General features: G+C 60.1%; 20 protein-coding genes. 7 read left to right on the top strand and 13 right to left on the bottom strand.

Annotated features, from left to right (window positions below; genetic code table 11):
- Positions 1-138 precede the first annotated feature (138 nt).
- The 3 genes from AC1ROR_RS23000 to AC1ROR_RS22990 are packed head-to-tail and all read right to left on the bottom strand — an operon-like array spanning position 139 to position 3,213.
- On the bottom strand, positions 139-759 hold the full coding sequence (locus AC1ROR_RS23000) for a GNAT family N-acetyltransferase (RefSeq protein WP_498590860.1): 621 nt from the start codon (positions 757-759) through the stop codon (positions 139-141).
- A gap of 11 nt (positions 760-770) precedes the next feature.
- Positions 771-1,931, bottom strand: coding sequence for a Gfo/Idh/MocA family protein (locus AC1ROR_RS22995; protein ID WP_035225403.1), 1,161 nt, complete (start codon positions 1,929-1,931; stop codon positions 771-773).
- Between the two features lie 31 nt (positions 1,932-1,962).
- On the bottom strand, positions 1,963-3,213 hold the full coding sequence (locus tag AC1ROR_RS22990; RefSeq protein WP_035225402.1) for an ROK family protein: 1,251 nt from the start codon (positions 3,211-3,213) through the stop codon (positions 1,963-1,965).
- Between the two features lie 212 nt (positions 3,214-3,425).
- Between AC1ROR_RS22990 and AC1ROR_RS22985 the strand changes: the two genes are divergently transcribed.
- Genes AC1ROR_RS22985 through AC1ROR_RS22970 form a run of 4 tightly spaced genes read left to right on the top strand, consistent with a single transcriptional unit; the run spans position 3,426 to position 8,246 of the window.
- The gene (locus tag AC1ROR_RS22985; RefSeq protein ID WP_498590859.1) at positions 3,426-4,385 is read left to right on the top strand and encodes an extracellular solute-binding protein; all 960 of its coding nucleotides are present in this window, start codon (positions 3,426-3,428) and stop codon (positions 4,383-4,385) included.
- Positions 4,382-6,388: an ABC transporter permease gene (locus AC1ROR_RS22980; protein WP_498590858.1), complete on the top strand. Its 2,007-nt coding sequence runs from the start codon at positions 4,382-4,384 to the stop codon at positions 6,386-6,388. The genes AC1ROR_RS22985 and AC1ROR_RS22980 overlap by 4 nt, the downstream gene beginning before the upstream one ends.
- Positions 6,381-7,442 (top strand): ABC transporter ATP-binding protein, encoded by a 1,062-nt coding sequence (locus AC1ROR_RS22975; RefSeq protein WP_498590857.1) that lies wholly within the window; start codon positions 6,381-6,383, stop codon positions 7,440-7,442. The genes AC1ROR_RS22980 and AC1ROR_RS22975 overlap by 8 nt, the downstream gene beginning before the upstream one ends.
- A gap of 3 nt (positions 7,443-7,445) precedes the next feature.
- A complete protein-coding gene (locus tag AC1ROR_RS22970; RefSeq protein ID WP_498590856.1) occupies positions 7,446-8,246 on the top strand; it encodes an inositol monophosphatase family protein in 801 nt (266 codons plus the stop codon).
- 55 nt (positions 8,247-8,301) lie between these two features.
- Here the strand turns inward: AC1ROR_RS22970 and AC1ROR_RS22965 are convergent, their stop codons facing one another.
- The 8 genes from AC1ROR_RS22965 to AC1ROR_RS22930 form a co-directional block, all read right to left on the bottom strand.
- Positions 8,302-8,928, bottom strand: a complete 627-nt coding sequence (locus AC1ROR_RS22965; RefSeq protein ID WP_498590855.1) for an SGNH/GDSL hydrolase family protein — start codon at positions 8,926-8,928, stop codon at positions 8,302-8,304.
- Positions 8,925-10,364, bottom strand: coding sequence for a M20 family metallopeptidase (locus AC1ROR_RS22960; protein ID WP_498590854.1), 1,440 nt, complete (start codon positions 10,362-10,364; stop codon positions 8,925-8,927). The genes AC1ROR_RS22965 and AC1ROR_RS22960 overlap by 4 nt, the downstream gene beginning before the upstream one ends.
- A gap of 106 nt (positions 10,365-10,470) precedes the next feature.
- The gene (acnA, locus tag AC1ROR_RS22955; protein WP_498590853.1) at positions 10,471-13,122 is read right to left on the bottom strand and encodes an aconitate hydratase AcnA; all 2,652 of its coding nucleotides are present in this window, start codon (positions 13,120-13,122) and stop codon (positions 10,471-10,473) included.
- Positions 13,119-14,729: an ABC transporter ATP-binding protein gene (locus tag AC1ROR_RS22950; protein ID WP_498590852.1), complete on the bottom strand. Its 1,611-nt coding sequence runs from the start codon at positions 14,727-14,729 to the stop codon at positions 13,119-13,121. The genes acnA and AC1ROR_RS22950 overlap by 4 nt, the downstream gene beginning before the upstream one ends.
- On the bottom strand, positions 14,726-15,541 hold the full coding sequence (locus AC1ROR_RS22945) for an ABC transporter permease (RefSeq protein ID WP_498590851.1): 816 nt from the start codon (positions 15,539-15,541) through the stop codon (positions 14,726-14,728). Before AC1ROR_RS22945 ends, AC1ROR_RS22950 begins: the two co-directional genes overlap by 4 nt.
- The gene (locus AC1ROR_RS22940) at positions 15,538-16,491 is read right to left on the bottom strand and encodes an ABC transporter permease (RefSeq protein ID WP_498590850.1); all 954 of its coding nucleotides are present in this window, start codon (positions 16,489-16,491) and stop codon (positions 15,538-15,540) included. Before AC1ROR_RS22940 ends, AC1ROR_RS22945 begins: the two co-directional genes overlap by 4 nt.
- 3 nt (positions 16,492-16,494) lie before the next feature.
- Positions 16,495-18,066 carry an ABC transporter substrate-binding protein gene (locus AC1ROR_RS22935; protein ID WP_498590849.1) on the bottom strand — a complete coding sequence of 524 codons (1,572 nt, stop codon included), beginning with the start codon at positions 18,064-18,066 and terminating at the stop codon, positions 16,495-16,497.
- A 40-nt stretch (positions 18,067-18,106) separates the two neighbouring features.
- On the bottom strand, positions 18,107-19,264 hold the full coding sequence (locus AC1ROR_RS22930; protein ID WP_498590848.1) for a C45 family autoproteolytic acyltransferase/hydrolase: 1,158 nt from the start codon (positions 19,262-19,264) through the stop codon (positions 18,107-18,109).
- Positions 19,265-19,376: 112 nt separating this feature from the next.
- On the opposite strand from AC1ROR_RS22930, the gene AC1ROR_RS22925 reads away from it, so the two are divergent.
- Complete coding sequence (locus tag AC1ROR_RS22925; RefSeq protein WP_035225383.1) at positions 19,377-20,249, top strand: GntR family transcriptional regulator; 873 nt, start codon at positions 19,377-19,379, stop codon at positions 20,247-20,249.
- 140 nt (positions 20,250-20,389) lie between these two features.
- On the opposite strand, the gene AC1ROR_RS22920 is transcribed toward AC1ROR_RS22925, so the two are convergent.
- Entirely contained in the window at positions 20,390-20,794 is a 405-nt protein-coding gene (locus tag AC1ROR_RS22920; RefSeq protein WP_035225381.1) for a winged helix-turn-helix transcriptional regulator, read from the bottom strand.
- 80 nt (positions 20,795-20,874) lie between these two features.
- On the opposite strand from AC1ROR_RS22920, the gene AC1ROR_RS22915 reads away from it, so the two are divergent.
- Together AC1ROR_RS22915 and AC1ROR_RS22910 are read left to right on the top strand one after the other, a co-directional pair.
- Positions 20,875-21,198: a nuclear transport factor 2 family protein gene (locus tag AC1ROR_RS22915; RefSeq protein WP_035225380.1), complete on the top strand. Its 324-nt coding sequence runs from the start codon at positions 20,875-20,877 to the stop codon at positions 21,196-21,198.
- Entirely contained in the window at positions 21,195-21,977 is a 783-nt protein-coding gene (locus AC1ROR_RS22910) for an SDR family oxidoreductase (protein ID WP_035225379.1), read from the top strand. Before AC1ROR_RS22915 ends, AC1ROR_RS22910 begins: the two co-directional genes overlap by 4 nt.
- Positions 21,978-22,198: 221 nt before the next feature.
- Here AC1ROR_RS22910 and AC1ROR_RS22905 read toward each other — a convergent pair whose 3' ends face one another.
- Positions 22,199-23,419 carry a LysR family transcriptional regulator gene (locus AC1ROR_RS22905; RefSeq protein WP_035225378.1) on the bottom strand — a complete coding sequence of 407 codons (1,221 nt, stop codon included), beginning with the start codon at positions 23,417-23,419 and terminating at the stop codon, positions 22,199-22,201.
- Positions 23,420-23,485: the final 66 nt, after the last annotated feature.

The raw sequence follows: 23,485 nt of genomic DNA, 5'->3' as shown, positions 1-23,485 counted from the left end.
CGGGCTATTAGAGGCCAGTTTCGCCTCCTAAAATTTGTTACACGAAAGCGTTAGGCGGTCTTAGGACTACAATTGTGAAAATAAGGTCGTTCTAGCGTTAAGACGGGATCTGGAGAATCCCGACGCGCCTTAAATGGTTCATCTAACTAGCCGCTTGCCCATCAGGATCGATGGTGTTCGATCCAACTCCACGAAGCCGAATTTAGCGTAAAAGCCGATGACCTTCTCGTTGTGCTGGTTCACGCCCAGATGGACGCCTCCCACGCCTGACTTATGCAATGCATCCAGTTGATGTCGCAGTAGCGTCGATCCATGACCGCCATTTTGAACTTCGGGCAGAAGGTTGATATGCAGATGAGCGGGATAGAGGTCCTTCACCTGAGAAGGTGTCCGTGGCGCGCTTTGAATGTAGGAAAGAATATTCTCATCCTCTGCCGTTCGTGGTGAGAAATCTAAAAGCTCTTCCTGCACGTGCGGCCACCATTCGGCCTCAAGCCAGTCTTCATAGGTAGTCGTATCGGCTGCCGCGACGCAGTAGCCCATGACGGCTCCGTCCTTCGTCAGCACGAAGGCATTTTCCGCACAGAAGCGAACATAGGGCAGGGCCCACACCAAACCTGGAAGTCTCGGGTCGCTATAGCAATGCGATCCGTCCTGACCCCGATCGGCGGTGCGCAGGCCGATGTCGAGGATCGCCGCCTCATCGGACGGTTGGGCGTTGCGGATGATGACGGACGATGAAAGGGCTGGCATGGTCATAATCGCGCCCCTCAAGCAGCAGCATGTGAGGTATGGAGCGCGTCGTCGAAGCGCTGCCAGGTTTCGGCAAGCTCGATGGTCCGTCGTGCACGGCGCGCCTCATCGATCTTGATTGCCACGAGCCCCGCCTCCAAAGCCGCGACGATATTGACGGGCAGCGATGCAGCCTCTGTCAGATGCCTGTAGATATCCGAGGCCATCTGATCATCGGCGCCATAGTGATCGCTTTCATGCCCTTCGTAACGCCGCTCAACAAGCTTTTCACCCGTTACGGCGGAATGAACCTCGAAGCGATTGCGGATGAAATCACCCTCGGCCATTCCCTTGCTGCCGATAACGCAGAAGCGGCGAAACTGATCGGGTACGTTGAGGTTGGTATGAAACGACATCGTCGCCCCGCTCTGATATTCGACGATCGCCGTCTGATAGTCGATAATATCACCATCGCTCTCGAAGACGGCGGCGCTCTCGAGCCAACCGCTGGGCTTTTTATAGAACTCCTGCTGCTGAAACGCGGAGAGCCGATCCGGACTGTTTTCCGCAACGAAGGACTTTCGGCCTCCAAAGCTGGCGACGGCCATCGCCCGCTGCCCCACAACGCTGCCATAGAGATCGATATCGTGGCAGCATTTTTCCAGGATGAAGGGGCCTGCGTAGCGCGTATGACGCCGCCAATCGCGCATGAAAAAGGCGCCGTGATAAGGTGCGATATGCTCGGATGCCTCAATCGACGTGATCGATCCGATGTGACCTTCAGCCTGTGCCGCAAGCAGATCCCGGTATAGGTCAGAATAACGCAGTACGAGGCCCACCATAACGCTGTCACTGCCATATTCAGCGAGCAGCCTTGCCATCCTCATCGTCTGGTCTTCATCTATCACCACTGGCTTTTCCGTGAAAACCCGTACGCCGGCGCGCAATCCGGCGGTGATATGATCCAGATGGAAAAGATTGGGCGAGCCGACCATGAGGAGATCCGGCTGCGTCTGCGTCAACATCGCCTCCATGGTCTCGAAACGTCGCGGCTCCTGCAGACCGGAAGACAGAATGGCCGGCAGTCCCGCAGGCTGGGGATCCATCAGGCCGACGATTTCCAATTCGGGGCAGGCCTTGCGGAAGGAGGCAATGACATTGGCAAGCCGAAAGCCAAGCCCGGCGACTGCGATTTTCATGTTTTAGTCCTGTCGGCGAGAGTTATACAAATCAGGAAGACGTGTCGTCATCCGTTGGCGCGCCTGCGACCCGATCAAAGCGTCTTTCGAAATCGATAGTCTGGCTGCGTCCGCGCATGGATGAGAGACGCCTGAAGTCCGGGCTGCCATGGGCAATCACGGGCAGCATGGCCGCGCCGATGGCGGCGGCCTCCAGTCCCAGGGCGCCGGCACGCAGCCGGGGAATATCCCGGTGGCTGCGGGCGCTGACGGACGGCAAAAGCGGGTAGGCCCGGTCGATCAGGGAATTGGTGAGGACTGCCGGAAAATGCCCTCCGACCACGATAGTCTGCGGGTCCATGATGTTTTCAAGCAGCGAAACCAGCAACCGCAGACGCTTTGAATTGAGATCGAGCCACCGCATGAGAACACTGTCGCGTTGAGTGTAAAGTTTCTCTAACGCGCCAGGCCGCGCAATCTCCCTGCTTTCGCACGACAGCATCGCTGCAAGCTCGTCGATGGAAAAAGGGGTCTGCCCCACCGCATCTGGATTGGCGAGTTCCGCGGGCCATGTCAGGAGACCGATTTCTCCAGCATTATTCCAAAATCCCTGAAGCGGCATGCTGTCATTGATGATGCCGGCGCCAAGTCCATGCCCGACAAAAATATGGACGTAATGGGTCAGTCCTGCCGCACTGCCAGCCCTCAGTTCGGCAACCGCTGCGGCGGTCGCGTCATTCTCGATGATGGTGGGGAGATTGCATGCATCTTCGATGGCTTCCGCCACCGGTATGCGGCTCCACGCATTCCAGCCCGGCGGACCGACAGGATGTTCAAATTCCGCCTCCTGCAGTGTCGGCATCGCAATACCGATGCCCCAGGCGGCACGATCCACCGCAACAGAGCGCAGCCGCTGCGTCATGTCGGCGATGGCGCGGATCGTATCGGATGGATCTTCGAGCGATGCCGATGCGGTTTCGCGCCCCAGTTCCTGTCCCGCCAGATCGCAGACGATACCCAGAAGCCCATCGCGATCCACATGAATGCCCAGGCAGCAACCCGCTTCGGCGCGAACCCGCAACTTCTTTTGCGGTGCGCCGCGCGCACCCTCCTGTTGGATTGTTTCCACCACCAGCGAGCGGTCGATCAGGTCCTTGCAGATATTGGACATTGTCTGCGGTTTCAAACCCGTCACATCAACAAGGTCGCGCCGGCTGATGCCATCGCCAGACCGGATAAGGTCGAAAACGAGGCGACGATTGTAACGGCCCGAATATGTGTGGTTGCTGCCCATCAGGCTCATGGGGGTCTGGTTCCTATTTAATCTATTAAGTGGAATTTATCAGGGTGTTTTGTACACGTCAAGCAGTTCAGAATATGCGAAGACCCAAGTTGTAGTCATAATGCTGTTACGAAAACTCCCTAAATCAGCGGAAAAGGCGGCTTGATTTTTAATCCGGTTAATGGAATTAATTGAGGCGCCTTCTTCTCAGACTTCAAAAAGGGAACATAGTCATGCTGAAATGGACCTTGCGGCGGATCATGGCGGGCGCGTTGGCGTCGGCATCAATCATCAGTGTTGCGAATGCCGGGGAACTGGTCGTCTACACCGCTCATGGGGAGGCAACATCGGCTCCCATCCTCGATGCATTCGCCAAGGCAAATCCGGATGTGAGGGTGACCGTCGTGCGCGGCGGAACGGGCGAACTCATCGAGCGCCTTCGCGCCGAAGGCGGCAATTCCTCGGCAGACGTCATGTGGGGCGGACCGACGCAGACCTTCGAAGAAAATGCCACGCTCTTCCAGGCTTACGAGAGCAAGTCCGACACCGACATGGTGACGACCGATCCCAATCACATCTGGCATCCGTTCACGGTGCTGCTGCAGCCGTTGATCGTCAGCACCAAACGTGTAGAGGCAGGCTCGATACCCAAGACACAGAAGGATCTCGTCTCGCATGACTTCGCAAAGGACGGTGGCCTGATTATTCCAGACCCGGCGAAATCCGGTACAGGCTACGTCATCCTTTCTGCCCTTGCCGGCAATTTCGGTTGGGATTTCGTCGGTCAAATGGTCAAGGGTACGCGCATCGCACCCGGCTCCGATGACGCTTTTAACGCGGTGCGCGACGGGGAAGCGGCCGTTGGCTGGATCAACGAGGATCTCGGCGCCAAGTGGAAGGCCCAGGGTCTGTCGATCGATATCGTCTATCCGACCGACGCCGTTACCGGTCAGATCGATGCCCAGGCCATCGTCAAGGGTGCGCAGCACATCGACGATGCAAAGAGCTTCATCGATTTCCTCGGCAGCAAGACTGCGCATGAAATCGTTCGCGACGCCACTGTTCGCCGTTCGGCACGCAAGGATGTAACACCACCAGCCATCCTGCCCGACATGTCCTCTCTGACCATTGTCTCCGCGGTTGATCCGCGCCCCGTCGTCGTCGCTCGCTTCCAGGAGCTTCGCGGGAAATGAAGGTGCTGCGCGACAATTGGCTTATCTTTTCCATCGTCGCGCTCGTGGTCTGCGGCCTGACGATTATCGTCCCGCAAATTCGTCTGATGGCCGCCTCCCTCCTCGAGGAGGGCGGTCGTTTCACCCTTTTGCACAATAGATATGGACTACAATCCGTCCCGGAAATGACCAGCCGCTACGACGTGGCGAAGCGCTCTGACGGCCTCGCCATATCGCTGAATTCGACGGAGAGTCTGGCTGTCGAGGTCCAGGATGACCTAACGCTGCGCCTCTCTTCGCAAGAGCCGATTTCGGTTGGCAAGGACGAGGTCGGGCTGCTTGAACTCGATCTGGGCTCCGCTCGGTTCACGCTCTCGCAGCAAGCGCCGCGCGGGCTCTTCGCCACCACCGCTCCCGCACCTTTGGACATCAAGGCGCAGTCTGCCAACTCCGTCTTGCTGTCTCACGCCGCCAATGCCTACATCACCTTCGAAAACAAGGCGTTGTCGCTCTCTCCAGTCCACTACATCGATTTCTTCACGCGCTCGGAAACCCTCTCCGCCACAATAAACAGCCTGCTGATTGCGCTGACGTCCACCGGGCTTGCCGCCTTAATCGGTGTTTCGCTCGCTTATCTTATTGCGCGTTACAGGGTCGCGGGAAGCACGGCTATCGTCTTCCTCGTCACCATGGCCTCTGTGTCGCCGCCATTTCTCGGTGCGTATGCCTGGCGGCTGCTTCTTGGACGCAATGGCGTTGTGACCAACTATCTCGGCCTTGATGTCTCGATTGTCGGCCTGCATGGCGTCATCTGGGTCATCACCTGGCTGGTCTTCCCGATCATCTTTCTGCTCAGTCACAGCTCGTTTCAAAGTCTGGATGCCGGCCATATCGAGGCGGCGGAAAGCCTTGGCGCCAAGCCGCCTCGCGTTCGAATGTCGGTGGAAATTCCGCTTGCACTTCCCGGCATCATCACCGGTCTCTATCTTGCAACGATGGCGGCTCTGTCGGATTTCGGTACGCCGCGTATCATCGGTCTCGATGTCAACGCCCTGCCGGTTCTAATCTACACCTCTTTCCTCAGCGAGGCGGGCCGCAATCCGGCGCTTGCGGCAACAGGATCGATGGTCCTCATCACTATTTCCAGCCTGTTCTTGATGGCGCAGCAGATTTATCTGGCACGCCGCGGTTTCGCCGTGGTCTCATCGCGCGCATTGGAACGCAAGCCGCTCTCGCCTCTTGGCCATGCATTGGTGCTTGGCGCCGTTACGATTGCTCTCCTCATGGCATTCACTCCCCACCTGACGGTGCTGGTCTCCAGCTTCATGGAATGGCGTGTCGGCCTGCCCAGAGCAAACTTCACGCTCGCAAACTACACGACCATGTTGCGTACCGGCATGGGGCCGGCATGGGTGACCCTGTCGCTCGGCATCGCCGGAACGCTGGCCGCGAGCGCGATTGGTCTGGGGATCGCCTATGTGATTATCCGCAAGCGCTACCGGGTCATCGCCCCTGTTCTCAGCCTGACCGTCATGATGCCTTACGTCATTCCCGGCACGGTGCTCGGTATCGGCCTGATCATGATGTTCAACAAGGCGCCGCTGCAGCTGACCGGCACATGGTTCATCCTCGTCCTTGCTTATCTCATCCGCAACCTGCCCTTCACAGTGAAGGCGTCAGAGGCCGCGCTGCGGCGGGTTCATCCCGCACTCGAAGAGGCGGCGATCAGCCTTGGAGCGCGGCCACTCAGGGTGTTCGTCACCATTACCGCACCACTAGTGCTTGCGGGCGCCGTGACAGGAGCGACGCTGACCTTTCTTCACATCGTCACGGAGCTGTCTTCCACCATCGTTCTCTATCGCCCGCCGTGGAAGCCAATGACGGCCGTGATCTTCGAGAACACGTTGGTGGATGCCGATTTCGGTGTCTCCGCGGCGCAGACCATCCTGCTGATGCTGATCATTTATATCCCGCTCTATTTCATTGTCCGTTACGGCCAAATTCGAGGAAAATCCGGTGGTTGAAACCTCATCTTCCAAGACTCCAACCCAGGGCTGCGAGGTCGTCATCGACGCTGTCTCCAAGACCTTCGGCAATCACGCGGTTCTGAAAGACATCAGTTTCACGATCAGGCCCGGTGAATTCTTCACGCTGCTCGGACCATCCGGCTGCGGCAAGACCACGCTGTTGCGCGCCATTGCAGGCTTTCACCCGATCAATGGCGGGAAGATCCTGTTCAACGGACAGAACGTGACCACGCTTCCCGCCTGGGACAGGAATATCGGGTTCGTCTTCCAGAACTATGCGCTTTGGCCGAACCAGACCGTGTTCGATAATGTTGCTTACGGGCTGAAGTTGCGCAAATTTTCCAAAGGCGAAATTGCCCAAAGAGTTCAGGCCGCATTGGCACAAGTCGAGCTTCATGGCGTTGAAAAGCGCTTTCCTGCAGAAATGAGCGGTGGCATGCAGCAGCGCATCGCGCTTGCGCGCGCGCTCGTCATAAACCCGCCGCTGCTTCTCATGGATGAGCCCATGTCCAATCTCGATGCGCGCCTTCGCGTGACCCTTCGCCATGAATTGCGCAATCTGCAGAAGCGCCTCGGCCTGACCGCGATCTACGTCACGCATGATCAGGAGGAGGCCTTGGAGATGTCGGACCGGATCGCCGTCATGCAGAATGGCATCGTGCAACAACTCGCAGATCCGGAGACCATCTATTCGAAACCGGCAAACAGCTTCGTCGCGGAATTTGTTGGCAGCGCCAACTTTCTCGAAGGCAGTTTTGACGAGACCGGCTTCGTGATGGCGGATGGGTCCAGGTTTGCCATGACTGGAAAGAGCCACAGCGGCAAAGGCACACTCGTGGTGCGTCCCGAACAGGTAGTGATCCGCGAATGCGGCAACGCTCTTGCCGATGCGACGGTGGAAGACCGCCGCTTCATGGGGAAAGCCTGGACCCAAAACCTTCGGCTTGAGAATGGTTCGACTATTTCGGTGGAAACACGAAAAGCGCTCGATCTCGGGTCACGCGTGGGCGTGGATTTCGAGAGCGTAACCTTTCTACCCGCAGGAGCATGACTTATGGCGGATCTGTCGCTTGACGAACTGATGCGGTTGGCATCTTCCGCCGCACTTGCTGGCGGCGCTGAATTGAAGACACATTTTGGCGCTCTGCCGCAGACGAGTATTCAGCGAAAGGCGCTGGGAGACTATGCATCCAGAGCTGATCTCGCCGCTGAGGAAGCGATTGCCGCCGTCCTGGCAAAGGCAGGAGATAGCTATGGCTTCGTTGGTGAGGAAACCGGTGTCCGTAAGGGCGATGCGCAGCGCCGCTGGGTGGTGGATCCACTCGACGGAACGAGCAACTTCATCTGGGGCATCCCCTATTTCGCCGTCAGCATCGCTCTGTGCGACGATGCAGGCGAACTGCTGGGCGTGGTCCTTGACCCATTACGCGACGAAATGTTCACCGCGGTTCGAGGCGAGGGCGCCCGGCTGAACGGTAAAGAATTGGCTACGTTGGAGGACAAACGGCCGGAAGAGGCTATCGTCTCCCTATCGATGCCGATCCGCGGACAGTTGAAGGCAATCGAGCGCAGCACCTTCTTCCTTGCTTTGGACGACATCACAAACGAGACAGCAGGCGTGCGACGGCTCGGGTCGGCGGCGCTTGATCTCGCCTATGTCGCGGCGGGCAGGCTCGATGGATATTTCGAGGATGGCCTCAGCCATTACGATTACGCCGCCGGCAAGCTTCTCGCAGAGGAAACGGGAGCTCTCGTCACTTCGCTCACTGGGGGTGTCCCAGTAGAGGGCGGTTCTCTGCTGGCCGGAGCCTCATCCATGCACCAATGGCTAAAGAACAAGTTTCGACGTGGCTGAGACCGCAAATTGAAGAGCTCGTTCGACCCCGGTATTAGAGACAACACGAGCGTGGCTAACAGTAGGTCAATCTGATAAATCCGGCGACGCCGATGCCGATCTGGCGAGTATTCTTCGCGTCCAGATGAATGCCGTCGAACGAACAGGTCTGCGCGGTAACAGCCGTATCGAAGAAACCACAGCCGTTTTCATCTGCAACGGCACGATAATGATCAGCAAGCTTTTTGGATTCCTCGACAAGCCGACCGCCCCTCAATGCGCCATTGTCCGGAATGCGGAAATGCGGTGGGCTGACGAGCAGGATTTGCGGGGCAGTATAGCCATAGTCATAGGGGAAGGTCCTGACGATCTCCACAAGACGCGCCATGCCTCCGGCCGCACCAGCAGCATGGCCGCAAATATCCTGCTTCAGATCGTTCGCTCCGAGCAGGATCACCACAAGATCGAGCGGATAGTGGCTGCCGAGCAGAACAGGCAGGATGCGCGCACCGTTGCGGTCCGCCGCACCGTTTGCATCGTCAAAAGCCGTTGTACGGCCCGGCAAGCCCTCCGGGATAACCCGCGTATCAGGCAACAGCCTTTCCAGCACCGCCGGCCAACGGTCCTCCTGGGCATGCCGCCCACGACCGGGATCGACGCCCCATGTCAGACTGTCGCCGAAGGCCAGAATGGTCCGCGTCAACCTGCAAGGCTCCAGGATTCGGGTTGTGCAGGGATTGGCGGCATCACGTCATCGGGGATCGGATTGATGAAGGGTGTTTCGGCAAGGCGGGCACGATGGTCAGCCTTGGCATCGGCGACAAGCGCAGGGTTGGCGATCAGCTCTATCGCCGTCGACGCCATGATCTTCGCCGCATGGGCCATGCCCTTGTGGGCGGTGGGCAGCTTGCCCTGCGCGACGAGTTGCCACGAGTGGCCGGGTGTGCCGATGGCATAGGTCGTGCCACGCAACTGCACGGTCGGAACCACCCAGCTGACACTGCCGACATCGGTGGATCCAACCAATGTGCCATCACCGGCATAAAGCGGCACGATCTCGTCAGAGAGCGGCTCGTCAAACTTCGGCGGCAGGTGGAAGCGGGCATAGGAGGTCAGGATATCCTCCCGCGTAAACGTCGCCTGAAAGGCGCGGGCGGTGTCGCGGTCCTGCGCATCGAAGTGCGCAGGTCCAAGCCGTTCGAGCTGCGCATGCATGCACTGTTCCAGCGGTGCATTACCGACGAGATTGGCATCGCCGGTCAGGATTTCCTGGCGCATCGACGTCTCCGTCATCAGCGCCGCACCTTCGGCCACCTTGCGAACGCGCGCCACCAGCGCCAGAAGGTCGGGCAGCGTGCGCGACCGAACGAGATAACGCACCGCCGCTTTCGCCTGCACCACGTTCGGTGCATGGCCGCCGGTATCGGTGATCGCGTAGTGAATACGGGCCGTCGAGGGCATATGCTCGCGCAGATAGTTGACGCCGACATTCATCAGTTCCACCGCATCGAGCGCGCTGCGGCCAAGGTGCGGCACGGCGGCGGCATGGGCGGCGCGGCCGGTGAAATGGAAGACCATTTCGCTGCACGCAAGCGAGATTGGATTGTTGACGCCGGTAAACGCGGCAGGATGCCAAGAGATTGCGATATCGACGTCATCGAACACGCCCGCACGCACCATGAAGCCCTTGGAAGAGCCGCCTTCTTCGGCCGGGCAGCCATAATAGCGAACACGTCCCTCAATTCCCTCGGCTGCAAGGTAGTCCTTCACGGCTGCAGCCGCCAGCATGGCACCGGAACCGAGAAGATTGTGACCGCAGCCATGGCCATTGCCGCCGGAAACGAGCGGTTTCTCCTCGGCGACACCCGCCTGCTGGCTCAGCCCCGGCAATGCGTCATATTCACCGAGAATGGCGATGACCGGCCCGCCGTTGCCGGCTTCGCCCATGATCGCCGTCGGAATGCCCGCGATGCCGTGGCTTACCCGGAAACCCTCCTGCTTGAGGAGTTGCAGGTGCTCGGCAGAGGAGCGGTACTCCTCGTAATTGGTTTCCGGCATATCCCAGATGCGGTCGCTGAGGTCGAAGAAGGCCGGGGATTTTTCATCAACGATGTTCCAGACGGATTGGGAGTTCTGCATCTTGTCGGTCCTGCCAGAGCATTTCCAGCAAAAGCGTGAAACTGCTTTGCCGGAGACGCGTAAAACAACGAATTAGAATTTGCGCTTCAGCGAAAGCGCAAATGCTTTAGTGGGAATTCTCGGCCTGGGGCCGTTGCGCAGCCCCTTCGTCCGCTGCAATCCGCGTCAGGATGGAGGGAAGAATGCCGCCTGCCCGCAATGTTGCGATTTCCAGTTCCGTTTCGATCGCCAGCCGGCAATCGAGGCTGAAAGTCGTACCATTGCCGGCTTCAACCGTGACGAAAAGCGTGCCGCGCGGCCGCAGGGTTTCGGGAGCCGCATCGATACCGATGTGCCGTGGCGCCTCATCAGCAAGGCTGCGCGAGGTGAGGTCCGGCGGCAGGAGGATAGGCAGAATGCCCATGCCGATGAGGTTCGAACGGTGGATACGCTCGAAGCTTGAGGCAAGCACCGCCCGCACGCCCAGCAACGCCACGCCTTTCGCCGCCCAGTCGCGGGAGGAGCCTGTGCCGTACCGTTCACCAGCGAGGATCACTGTTGAAATGTCATCGCGTTCGTATCGGGCTGCCGCTTCCATTAGCGGAACAATATCGCCGGAAGGTGCATGCCGGGTCGTGCCTGCAGGCAGGGCCTCATCGATAAGGTTGCGGAGCGTCGGGTTCGTGAAAAGGCCGCGTAGCATCGCTTCCCAGTTGCCGCGCCGGGAGGCGAAGACATTGAGATCCTGAGGGTCTTCACCACGCTCGGTCAGGTAATGGCCTGCGGCGCCGGAAAGCGGAATCTGACCGGCAGGCGAAATGTGATCCGTCGTGATGTCGTCGCCGAGGATCAGCAGCGGCGTTGCCGCATAATTGCCGAGCCTGCTTTTCTGCGAGAAGGAGACAAATGGTGGACGGCGGACATAGGTCGAAGCCTCATCCCAGGGAAACAGCACCCCGTCCGGGGCCTGTAGCCCGGCCCAGGCCTTGTTGGCCGTTGCTTCCGTAAAGGCGGCGCTGAAATCACCGGGCTCGGCGGTCTGAACCAGCATGGCATCGATCTCGGCGCTGGATGGCCAGAGGTCATGCAGGAAGACGGCGGCGCCATCCGGCCCGTGGCCGATAGGTTCTGCCGTTATGTCCTGCTTCACGCTGCCAGCAAGCGCATAGGCTACCACGAGCGGCGGCGAGGCAAGATAGCCCGCCTCGATCTGCGGATGAATGCGGCCGGGGAAATTGCGATTGCCGGAGAGCACAGCCGCCAGCATCGTGCCCTTCTCTGCCGCAGCTGCCGCGTCCGGTGTCAGAGCGCCCGAATTGCCAATGCAAGTTGTGCAACCAAAGCCGACGATATCGAATCCGGTGGCGGACAGATCGTCCAGCAGACCGGTGCGCCGGAGGTAACGACCGGCGGCAGGAGAGCCGGGTGCGAGCGATGTTTTCACCCATTGAGGCGGCTTCAGCCCGAAGCGGCGGGCCTTGCGGGCAACGAGCCCGGCTGCAACAAGCAGGCGCGGGTCTGTCGTGTTCGTGCAGCTGGTGATTGCCGCGATTGCGATGGCGCCATCCGGCACCTCGCCGTCACGGGCTTCGCCAAGCGCTCGGCCATAGGCTTTTTCCAGTGTGGGCCGCATCTCGGCAGGCGCGATGCGATCCTGCGGGCGGCGCGGACCGGCAAGCGAGGTCTTGATCTGCGACAGGTCGATATCGAGCGTCGATGTATAGCGCGGCGAAACCTCCGGCTCGAACCAGAGGCCCTGGCCGACGGCAAGCGCCTCCACGAGATGCAGGTTTTCACGCATGCGTCCCGTGGCGGCGAGATAATCGATCGTATTTGTATCGATCGGGAAATAGCCGCTCGAAGCGCCGTATTCCGGCGCCATGTTGGCAACCACGGCGCGGTCGCCAACGGAAAGCGTGGAGACGCCGGGACCGAAGAATTCGACAAACTCGCCGGAAATGCCGTGGCGGCGCAGGGCCTGCGTTACTGCCAGTGCAAGATCGGTAGCGGTTGCGCCTTCCTGAAGCTTGCCGAGGAGCCGCACGCCGACGATATCGGGAATACGCAGCATCACAGGCATGCCGAACATGACGCTCTCGGCCTCTATGCCACCCACGCCCCAACCCAGCACGCCCACGCCGTTGACCATCGGCGTGTGGCTGTCGGTGCCGATCAGCGTATCGGGAACGGCCCAGTCGGCAGCGCCGATCTGGCGGATCGTGGCCACGGTCGCGAGTTGTTCCATGTTGATGGTGTGCATGATGCCCGTTCCGGGCGGGTGGACACGCAGATTGTCGAAAGCGCCGGTCGCCCATTTCATCAGGCGATAACGCTCGGCATTGCGCTCGATTTCCTTTGCGACATTGATGCGCAGCGCATCCGCCGAGCCATAGGCATCGACGGCAATGGAGTGATCAGTCGAAACGTCGATCTTCAGCCCTGGGTTCAGCCGCGCCGGGTCAATCCCGGCTTCGGCGAGTTCCGAACGCAGTGCCGCCATGTCCACCAGTGCAGGCACGCAGGTCGTGTCGTGCATCAAGAGGCGCGATGGATAAAAGGCGATCTCCGCCGTGCTGGTACCGGTTTCGAGCCAGCCTCGAAACGCGGCGATCAGTGTCTCTGCCTCTTCCGGTGCGTTGCGCAGGGCGTTTTCGATGATGATGCGCATCGCCATCGGAAAGGCTTTCAGCTGATCACCGAAGATGCGCGGCAGATCGATGAAGCGCAGGTTCTGGCCAGCGACGTCGAGTTTGCCGGAAAGGGTATCGAGCGTGGTCATGCGGCAATGCCCAGCGTTGGCGTCGCAGCCAGAAGCGCCTTGGTATAGGGGTGCTGCGGATGATCCAGAACGGCATCCACACCGCCCTCTTCAACGATCAGCCCCTGCTCCATCACGACGATGCGGTCGGCGACGCGCGAAACGGCGCCAAGATCGTGCGAAATGAACATGCAGGCGAAGCCGTGATTTTCCTGCAGGCTGCGGAAGAGGTCGAGCACCTGTTTCTGAATGGTCATGTCAAGCGCCGACACTGGCTCGTCGGCAACGACGAAGGCCGGATTGCGGATGACGGCGCGGGCGATAGCCACGCGCTGGCGCTGCCCCCCGGAAAGAGCATGGGCATAGCGACCACCGAAGCCGGAAAGACCCACCTCGTTCAGTATCTCGGCCACACGCTCAGCCTTTTCGGCGCGGCTCATCTTCGGCCCATGCTGGAGCGGCTCACCGACAATCTCGGCAATCGTCTGGCGCGGATCGAGCGAGGAGTACGGATCCTGGAATACCAGCTGACAGGACAGACGGAAATCGCGGGCGGTAGCGCGGTCGGCGCCGGCCATGGAGCGGCCGCGAAAATGCACGTCACCGCCCGAAAGCGGCAGAAGCCCGATCATGGCGCGACCAAGCGTCGTCTTGCCGGAACCGGAGCCACCGACGACGGCAACGACTTCGCCTGGCTTGACGGCAAGCGATACACCCTTGACCGCGAGTTTCTTTTCAGCGCTCGAGAAGATGTTGCCCGCACCCGCATAGGTCACGGCGACATTCTTCGCCTCGATCAGCGGAGCCGTGTCGGCAACCGGCTTGCGGCCATGGTCACGCTTGGGCAGCGCGTCGATCAGCGTGCGGGTATAGGTTTCCTTCGGCTTGTAGAGGACCTCTTCCACCGGGCCGGATTCGATCAGCTTGCCGCGCTGGAGGACCACAACCTTCTTCGCATACTGCGCGACGAGCCCGAGATTGTGGGTGATGAGGAGGACGGCCGTTCCGTAGGTCCGGGTCAGATCGACCATCACTTCCAGCACCTCGCGCTGGGTCAACGTGTCGAGCGCGGTCGTCGGCTCGTCGGCGATCAGCAGACGGGGGCGCAGCAGCATGACCGAGGCGAGCATGATACGCTGGCGCATGCCGCCGGAAAACTGGTGCGGGAAGGCCGCAAGACAGGATTCCGGATCGGGAATTTTCACACGGGCCAGCATTTCGGCGGCGCGTTTGCGCGCCTCCTCCACGGTCAGGGCCTCATGCAGGCGCAGTCCCTCGACAAGCTGCGCGCCGATGGTCATTGCCGGGTTCAGCGAAACCATCGGTTCCTGAAATACCATGCCGATCCTGGCGCCACGCACCTCGCGGATCTGGGCATTGTTCATGGCAAGAAGATTGCGGCCTTCGAACAGGATCTCGCCCGAAACCGGACGGATCGCCTTCGGCAGCAGCTGCATGGCCGCGCGCGCCGCGACCGTCTTGCCGCTGCCGCTTTCCCCGACCAGGGCGACGATCTCGCCTTTGCCGACATCGAAGGAGATATTATCGAGAATGGAGAGATCGCCGGAGCTGCGGACACAGAGGTCGCGTACGCTGAGCAGCGGACTGGTCGTGGCGTCAGACATCATTTCTGCTCCATTCTAGGATCGAAGCGGTCGCGCAGCGCGTCGCCCAAGAGGTTGATTCCGAGTAGCGTCATCGAGATGCAGACGCCGGGGGCAAGACCGAGCCAGGGTGCCTTCTCGATATAGGGGCGGGCAGAGGCCAGCATGTTGCCCCAGGTCGGCGCCGGTGGCGGCACGCCAAGTCCGAGGAAGCTGAGGCCACTTTCCGCCAGCACCACCCAGCCGAACATGGAGGTCGCCAGCACGACAATGGGCGCCACGCAGTTTGGCAGAACATGCCGGAACATGGTGGCGAATTCGGAATTGCCGATGACCCGCGATGCTTCGACATATTCCCGCTCGCGCGCCGAAAGCACGCTTCCACGTACAATTCTGAGCACGGAGGGCGAATAGGCGATACCGAGCGCCAGGATGATGCCGTATTTGTTCGGCCCGGCGATCACCATCAGGCCGAGCGCCAGAAGCGTGCCGGGGAAGGCGAGCACCGCATCGCTGAAAACCATCAGCACGCGGTCCACGAGACCGCGGACATAGCCCGCCACGAGGCCGATCACCGTTCCGACGGTCACGGCGAAAACGACGGTCAGCGCCGCGACAATCATGCTCTGGGAAGCACCAGCCATCAGTCGCGAGATCACGTCGCGGCCGAACTCGTCGGTGCCCAGCCAATGCTGGCCCGAAGGCGCCTGAAGACGGGCGGCAAGCTTGATCACGGCCGGGTCGTGCGGCGTCCAGACCAGCGCAAGCGCGGCCATGACGCCGATGAAGAGGAGCAGCAGCGTACCGATCGCCTGGTTCAGAGGTTGCCGCATCATGAGGCGGCGACCCGCGGATCGAAGAAGGGATAGCAGAGATCTACGATCAGATTGACGAGCACGTAGATCAGGGCTGTAAAGAGCAGACATCCTTGCACCACCGGATAGTCGCGAGCGAAGATCGCTTCGACGAGTAGACGCCCGAGGCCGGGCAGAGTGAAAACTGTTTCGAGAACGGCGATACCGCCGAGCAGACCGCCGAGAACGAGGCCGATCATCGTCCAGGTCGGCGCAAACGCGTTGGGCAGCACATGCCGCAGCAAAACCTTGCGTTCGGAAAGACCCTTGGCGCGGGCGTGCATCACGTATTCGAGACGCAACACCTCGATTGCACTGGCCCGCATCATACGGGTCAGCACGCCGACTTCGATCAGCATCAGTGTCGTGACAGGCAGCACGATATAGGTAAGCGCCGTCCACGGGTTCTCGGTGAAGGGCACGAAGCCCACCACCGGCAGCCAGCCGAGCTTCAGTCCGAAGACAAGCAGCAGCACCAGACCCAGCCAGAAGCTCGGGACGGACATCAGCAGCGTGGACGCGGCGACGATCGTCACGTCCAGAGTGCTGTTCTGCCGCCATGCGGCAACAAGCCCGGCCGGAAGTGCGATCAGCGTCGCAAGTCCGACGGCAACGAGAACGATCGTCGCGCTTACCTGGAAACGGTCGAGCATCAGGCTCAACACTGGCATGCCATTGGAGATCGAGTGCCCGAGATCGCCTTCCAGCACATGACCAAGCCAATATCCGAACTGCACCGGCACCGGCTGGTCCAGCCCGAGCGCGGCGCGAAGGTGCGCAAGCTCGTCAGGCGTCGCCCCGTCGCCAAGGATAAGCTGGGCGGGATCACCGGGGATCATTCGCACCATGAAGAATACGATGACGGCGACCAGCAGCAGGGTGGGAAGCGTCCATAACAGACGCTTCGCGATGTATTTCAGGAGAGCCTGCATCGATCAGTTTCCTGCCGTGAAGGAGACGCCCCACATGCGGGGATAACCGACAGGCCAGGTCTTGTAGCCTTCAACGTTCTTGCGCACGGCACTGACGCGGCTTCCGGCATAGATGACGGTCATGGGCACATCCGCACGGATCATGCCTTCCAGCTTGTCGAAGATCTTCTGCCGTTCCGCAGGATCGCTGATCCGGCTTGACTGGGCGATCAGCTCCCGGCCTTCGGCATTGTCCCAGACCTTGTTCGGCTGCTTGTCCTTGTTGCCGCTCACCATGTCGAAGGAGAGCGAAGGATCAAGCCGGGCCGAATAGGTAAATGACATGGCGCTGTAGTTGCCCTTGCTGTAGCGGTCGAGCAGGGTCGCCCAATCGAGCGTTTCGATGTCGATTGTGATACCTGCTTCCTGCACCATGGCCTGAACGAGCACGGCCGCGTCGAAGAGCTGCGGATAGAACTTGGTCGTCAGCCACTTGATCGGCTGGCCTTTATAGCCTGCTTCCGCCAGCAGCGCCTTCGCCTTCGCGATATCGCGTGCCGGAACGTCGGCCTGGGTCGCACCGAAATAGGGGCTCGGCTGCGGAATGACGGAGAAGCTCGCCTTCGACTCGCCGCTGGAAAGGGCCTCGGCAAGTTGCGGCAGGTCGAGCGAGAGCCGCAGGGCTTCGCGGATGCGGACATCCTGTAGAAGCGGATCGCGCGTCTGGAAGAGCAGCGCCGTGAGGCCCATGCCAGGAGCCTTGTCGACGACAACCTGATCGGTAGCGGATAGTTCAGCGATATCGGACGTCAGCACGTCGCTGAGCACATCGATGTCGCCGGAATAAAGGGCAGCCTTGGCGGAGGAGTCGTCCGGAATGACCATGAAGCGCACGCCGGAGACCTTCGGGGTCTTGTCGCCGACATAACCGACCCGTTCACCTTCACCCGGTGTGTAGTTGGGGTTTGCCGCGAGATCGACATACTGGCCCGTGCGCCACTCACCGAAAGTGAAAGGGCCGGTGCCGATCGGCTTGACCCATTTTCCGTCGGCAGCAAGAGAGGACTTGTGGTAGATGCCGGTGCCGCCGCAATCCGTGCGGGCAAGGGTGGGCAGGAAGAGCGCCGTCGGCTTTTCGAGGGTGAAGACGACCGTTTCTGCATCCGGTGCGGTCACGCCGCTGACGGCGGCCACACCGCCGGCAGAGGTATCCGTCAGACAGCGCCAGGAGGTCTTGGGATCGGTGTAACGCTGCCAGGAAGCCAGCACGTCAGCTGAAGTCAGCGGTTCGCCGTTGCTGAACTTCACGCCGCTGCGCAGCTTGAAGGTATAGGTCTTGCCATCCGGCGAAACGTCGATCGAGCTGGCGAGCAGCGGTGCCACGGAGGCGTCATCGCGATAGCCGACAAGACCTTCCAGCACATGCAGCAGCACCGCATCGCTGTTGGCGTCGCGGTTGACGCCCGGATCGGTAGAGCGGACGTCCGAATTGATGCGGACGCGCAGCACGTCGTCCTTTGCATGCGCGGACGTCATCGTCATTGCCGCCATCACCGCCGTCAGGGCCGCGCTGGATATAAATTTGCGGTACTCCATCGAATTCTCCCGTTTTGGGTTCCCTTGTTTAATGTTCTGATCAGGCCGCGTCGGTCTGTTGCAGGTCGTTGCGCACGACGGGAGCGATGCTCATGTCGAGGCTGAAATTCGCGAAGTTCGGATTGAGCGCTGGCAGCAGCGCCACTTCCATGCGTCCAAGCGCCGGAACCATGACGATGGTTGCGACCGTCGCCGACTGGTTGTTGGAGAGCGACTTGCGCGGCGGGCGGCACACCGACCACGGCGTCTCGAATGTATCGAGCAGCGCCGTCTTCACCTCTGCCGTCGTCACCCTGCCGAGCGCAGGCTCGATCAGGCCACGCACACGCACGTCGCGGTAAAGCGAATCCGGCATATTGACGACGCCCTTGTCCTGCAGCTTGGAAAGCGCAACCGGGCTCTGGAAATGGTTGGCATGCACCAGCAGCCCGCCCTGCGGATGAACAAGGAAGGTTTCGTCCGGCGCACATTCGAAATCGATCGCGACGCCATGCGCATGGCCCACCATCATGTTGTTGGAGGCCGACTTGCGCGTGCCGTAGACGGCCTGCATGGACATGGCGAGGTGATCCTGCTCCAGCACCTTGCGGCGAATGATGGCGAGCGGCACGCCGAGCGTGCGGTAATCCCGATCGGTTTCGAGGTAGTTGCCGCTGATCGAGATGCCGGCGGCGTTGAAGCCGGTGCGTGCCAGCCCGCCCGCTTCGGTGAATGTCAGGATATCAGGCCCATCAGTGCGCTTGACCTTCAGCACGACTGCGGTTTCGGCGCATTCGGCCTTCCAGTCCCAGTTCTGCGCATGGATGAACTGTCCGTCGCGCGTAACCTCCGGCATCACGAAGACGCCGGTGCAGCCATCCGACATGAAATCGTCCAGCCCCTTTTCACGTCGGCGGGCAAGCTTCAGGATTTCGGTGCGCGCGTTGATGAGCAGGATGGCCGACAGCTCCGTGCCGACCGCCTTGGCGATGCCGCGCATTTCCTCGATATATTGCGGGCCGTATTCCTCGATCGCACCGGCGAAGCGGTCGATGATCGTTTCGAGGTCGCCGGCCTTGAGGCCAGACGCCCGGATCTGGTGCTGGTAATGCTCTATACCCTTGCGGATGCGGTCGCCCGCCTGTTCTCCATATTGTTGACCGCGCTCGAATGGCGTACCCGTAACTTCGATGAGAGGGCAGGTGAGAGAAAGAGTCATGACAGCAGGTCGTCCCCGATAGAGTGAATGTCGGATGCAGGGGCTTGAATGCCTGCACCAAAATTGTATTTTATATAACAAAAACCAAAACTGATGAGAAGGCAAGAGAAAAATGTCCGACGCGAACACGCCTTTGCAGCAGGATCTCCTGCGCCGCATCATCGAGGTGATCCACGAGGATGGCCTTGAGCCCGGCGCGCGGCTACGCCAAAGCCAGCTCGCAGAGCGGCTGAGCGTGTCGCGAACGCCAGTCATTGTCGCGCTCAATCGCCTGCATGAACTCGGTTATGCCGAGCATTTGCCAAACAAGGGCACGGTGCTGACCGGCATTCCGCCGCAGTCGGAGATGGCCGAACATCAGCGCTCCGACGAAGCGCTGATCGTCGCCGTCGCCAAGCTGCGTCGGGAGGGCGGGATTTCGAACCAGTTTACAGAGCTGGAATTGATGCGGCTGACCGAGAGCGAACGTGCGCCAGTGCGCCAGGCCCTCATCAAGCTTGAAGAGCTTGGCGTCGTTATGCGCCGCAAGGGATACGGCTGGGAATTTATGGATAGCGCCCGCGATGCTCGCGCCCGCGAGGAGAGCTATAATTTCCGTGTGTTGATCGAGTGCGCCGCAATCATGTCACCGCAGTTTGCCTTGCTGCCTGCCTGGATCGACGCCATGCGCAAGCGCCATGAGGACGTCATGCGAGCAAAATGGACGGAAACCTCCAGCGTGATGCTGTTCGAGATGAATGCAGAGTTTCACCTCGGCATCAGCGCCGCTTCCGGCAATCGCTATCTCAAGGAGGCCATGCACCGGCAGAATCAGCTCCGTCGTCTGTCCAATTACAACTGGAACTACGGTCCCGAGCGCGTCGTGACCACCTGCAGGGAACACCTGGAGATTCTGGGCCGCCTTCAGGAAGGAGAAAACGAGATCGCATCCGCCCTTATGAAGCGGCATCTAAGCGGTGCAAGCAGGGCTATACGAAAGGACTGAATGATTTTTATGCCGCAAAAGTCATTTTTATTGTCAAATCTTTGCGCGACCATGCGCGCGGTGGATGCCACCGATACGCTGCAACTTCCATCGGCAGAGCCTGGCGGCCTGATACCCGGTTAGGCATATTGGACAGCGGGCTATTGCGAAGGTTCGCCCTCCGTAGCCAAGGCATCGGCAGCAGGACACTCGGCTGCCCACGTCAACAGGGCGTCGAGCGCGGGACACAAAGCCTGCCCCCAATCCGTCAGCGCATATTCGACCTTCGGGGGCACCTGATGGTGAACAATGCGGACAACGATGCCGTCCTGCTCCATTTGCCTAAGCTGCTGGATCAGCATCTTCTGCGAGATCGCCGGGATTGCGCGTTCGAGGTCGGAGAAGCGCATGATGCGGCCGCCGAAGAGATGGAACAGGATCACCAGCTTCCACCGCCCCTCTAACAATTTCAGCGCCCGCTCGACGCCTTCCGCCGCCGTCTCGCGGGTATAAGAGTGGGCCTTACTTTTAGGTGAGTACCTTACTTTTTCGTGCGTTCTTGTCATTTGGTGATCGTACGGCCATTTTCCGCCCCATGCAATCCTGATCACGGATTTGGACCGGACACGAAAAAGGAACCCGGACAATGGTCAATCTACCATCACCGATCTCCCTCTATTTCGCGGCAGACACAGGAGACGGCGATGCCGTCGCAAAGTGCTTTACCGAAACCGCCATCGTCAAGGATGAAGGCAATACCTATGCCGGACGGGAGGCGATCCGGCGCTGGAAGGCCGACAGCTCTACCAAGTACACTTACACTGTCGAGCCCTTCGCAATCGCGACCGAAGATGGCAGGACAGTCGTCACGAGCCACCTGGCGGGTAACTTCCCCGGCAGCCCTGTGGATCTCCGCTACTTCTTTTTTCTTGAAGGCGACAAGATCGCAGAACTGGAAATCACGCTATGAGCTTCGATCTTGCGATTGCCGGCCGTCGTGCGCTCGTTACCGCCGGCACGAAAGGCGTCGGCGCTGCCGTGGTCAAGACACTGACAGAAGCCGGGGCGAAGGTGGTGGCCACCGCGCGGACGGTTCCGGACAATTCTCCGGAAGGCCTTCAGTACGTCGCCGCGGACATCACAACCGCTGACGGCTGCGCCGCGGTCGCCAGAGGCGTGCTCGACCGCCTTGGCGGGGTCGACATTATCGTCAACGTTCTCGGCGGCTCGTCCGCACCTCCCGGCGGTTTTGCTGCTCTAGGCGATGACGAATGGCTTAGGGAGCTTAACCTCAACCTCATGCCGGCGGTGCGGCTTGACCGCGCTCTCCTGCCATCGATGATCGAGCAGGGTAACGGCGTCATCATTCACGTCACATCGATCCAGCACGAGCTGCCGCTGCCTGAATCTACGACGGCCTATGCCGCCGCGAAGGCTGCGCTTTCAACCTACAGCAAAAGCCTCTCCAAGGAGGTCACGCCCAAAGGTGTCCGCGTCGTTCGTGTCTCGCCAGGCTGGATCGAGACCGAGGCGGCGGTCGCTTTGGCGGAACGCTTGGCGACCGACGCCGGAACCGATTACGAGGGCGGCAAGCAGATCATCATGAAGGCCCTCGGCGGCATTCCGCTCGGGCGGCCCGCCAAGCCTCAGGAGGTCGCCGATCTTATCGCGTTCCTCGTGTCGCCACGCGCTGGTGCGATCACGGGAACCGAATTCACCATCGACGGTGGCACTGTTCCGACCGCTTGAGACGGTTAGGCCGCAAGTGGGTACGCTCGCGCAGTTCGTTAATATTGGCAAATCGCCCAAGGTATCGCCAGCCAGCGGTCAACCCGCGCACAAGCCGCAAATCTTTTTGCCTTGCTGTGACCAAGTAGGTTCCAAACGACCTATCGGCCCGAAGCCTACCGCTCGGCGAAGTGTTAGATACTTGGAGCCGAGTTGCAGGAGCCGAGCCTGCCCGGCCACCATTAGTTCGTCATATCAAGCAGCTGAAGAACGCGCTGCGCCATATCTGTGCCTCTGTCATCGGCGCGCCAGGCCAATAGCAATGGAACGGAAAATGTCATGGGTAGTGGGATTTTCGTTACCTTGGGGGAGGTTATTCCCACGCCGGACGGCAATATCGAACAATATCCGTGGCCGACAATCAGTTGCACTGCCACCGGTATGCTGTCGATCTCAATCAACTGCACCTTTGACAGCCACGTTGGTCCAAGCAGGTGCTCTAGAAAGCTCTCGGCTGTCTGGCGCAGTCCGGAGGCGCGGGAAGGCAGTACCAGGGGGTGCTTGAGGATTGCCTCGCGCATCTGTGACGGCGAATCTGCATCCGTCATTTCAGGTGCTTCATGCTGCAGGAAACATGAAAGGTGGCTGCGCAAAACCTCACGGCTGCGCAGACGGGAATTGTTGACTGGCATGTCGACAAGGACAGCATCGTATCGCTGCTGTTCAAGTCCTTCCAGCAGGCTGTCTGCAAGTCCGGGCTGCATCAGCAGCGGTGTGTCGAAACGCCGTGCCCAGTTGGCGGCAATTCGCGCCAGAATAATTGCCGACGGGCTGTCCGTTGTTGCGGGAGGAATGCCGCCGAATGACCAATGCCGCAAATGCCGCTTGAAACGCAGGGCGGATGTGGAGTCCAGCGCAGCCCAGATATCGCGTAATTTGTGGACGTGGGGCGATATGCGCAGCCCCTCGGGCGATGCGCGCGAGCCGCTGCGGGTCCGTTCAAAAAGCCGAACGCCCAGATTGTCCTCCAGCATCGCCATCATTCGCGTCAGCTGTGGTTGCCCGATTTGAAGCCTCAATGCGGATTTACGGATCGAGCCAGATTCGAGAATGTCCACGAAGCGGAAGAGTGCAATCAGCGACACGCTTCTCTGATAAATATCTTTCATATGGTCATCGCCGCACGCGCCATGGATCGCGAAGATTTCATGGGCGGCCTGCGCGAGATATGGGCCAAGTCTCCCGCCTTCCGCTGTCAGGATCAGGCCTTTTGCGCCCTGCACGAAAAGCTTGACGGAGAGGGCGGTTTCCAGGCGGTTGACGGCATCAGATACAGTTGAAACCGGAATTCCCGTTGTGTTGGACGCAAGGTGGATGCCGCCGAGCCGAACCACCTGGTCACATAAAAGAATCGTCGAAACCTTCACCGCCCACGCCTCGTCTTGGCCTTCCCATTCCGGCATCGGCTGTCCGGATTTTGGGATATACCACTAATTTAATTGTGCCTCATAGTCGAAATATGACAGGAG

This window comes from Agrobacterium sp. GW821-FHT14E08 (assembly GCF_058803865.1).
Note: the sequence above shows the minus strand (reverse complement) of the source record. Positions and strands in the feature narration are given on the sequence as shown.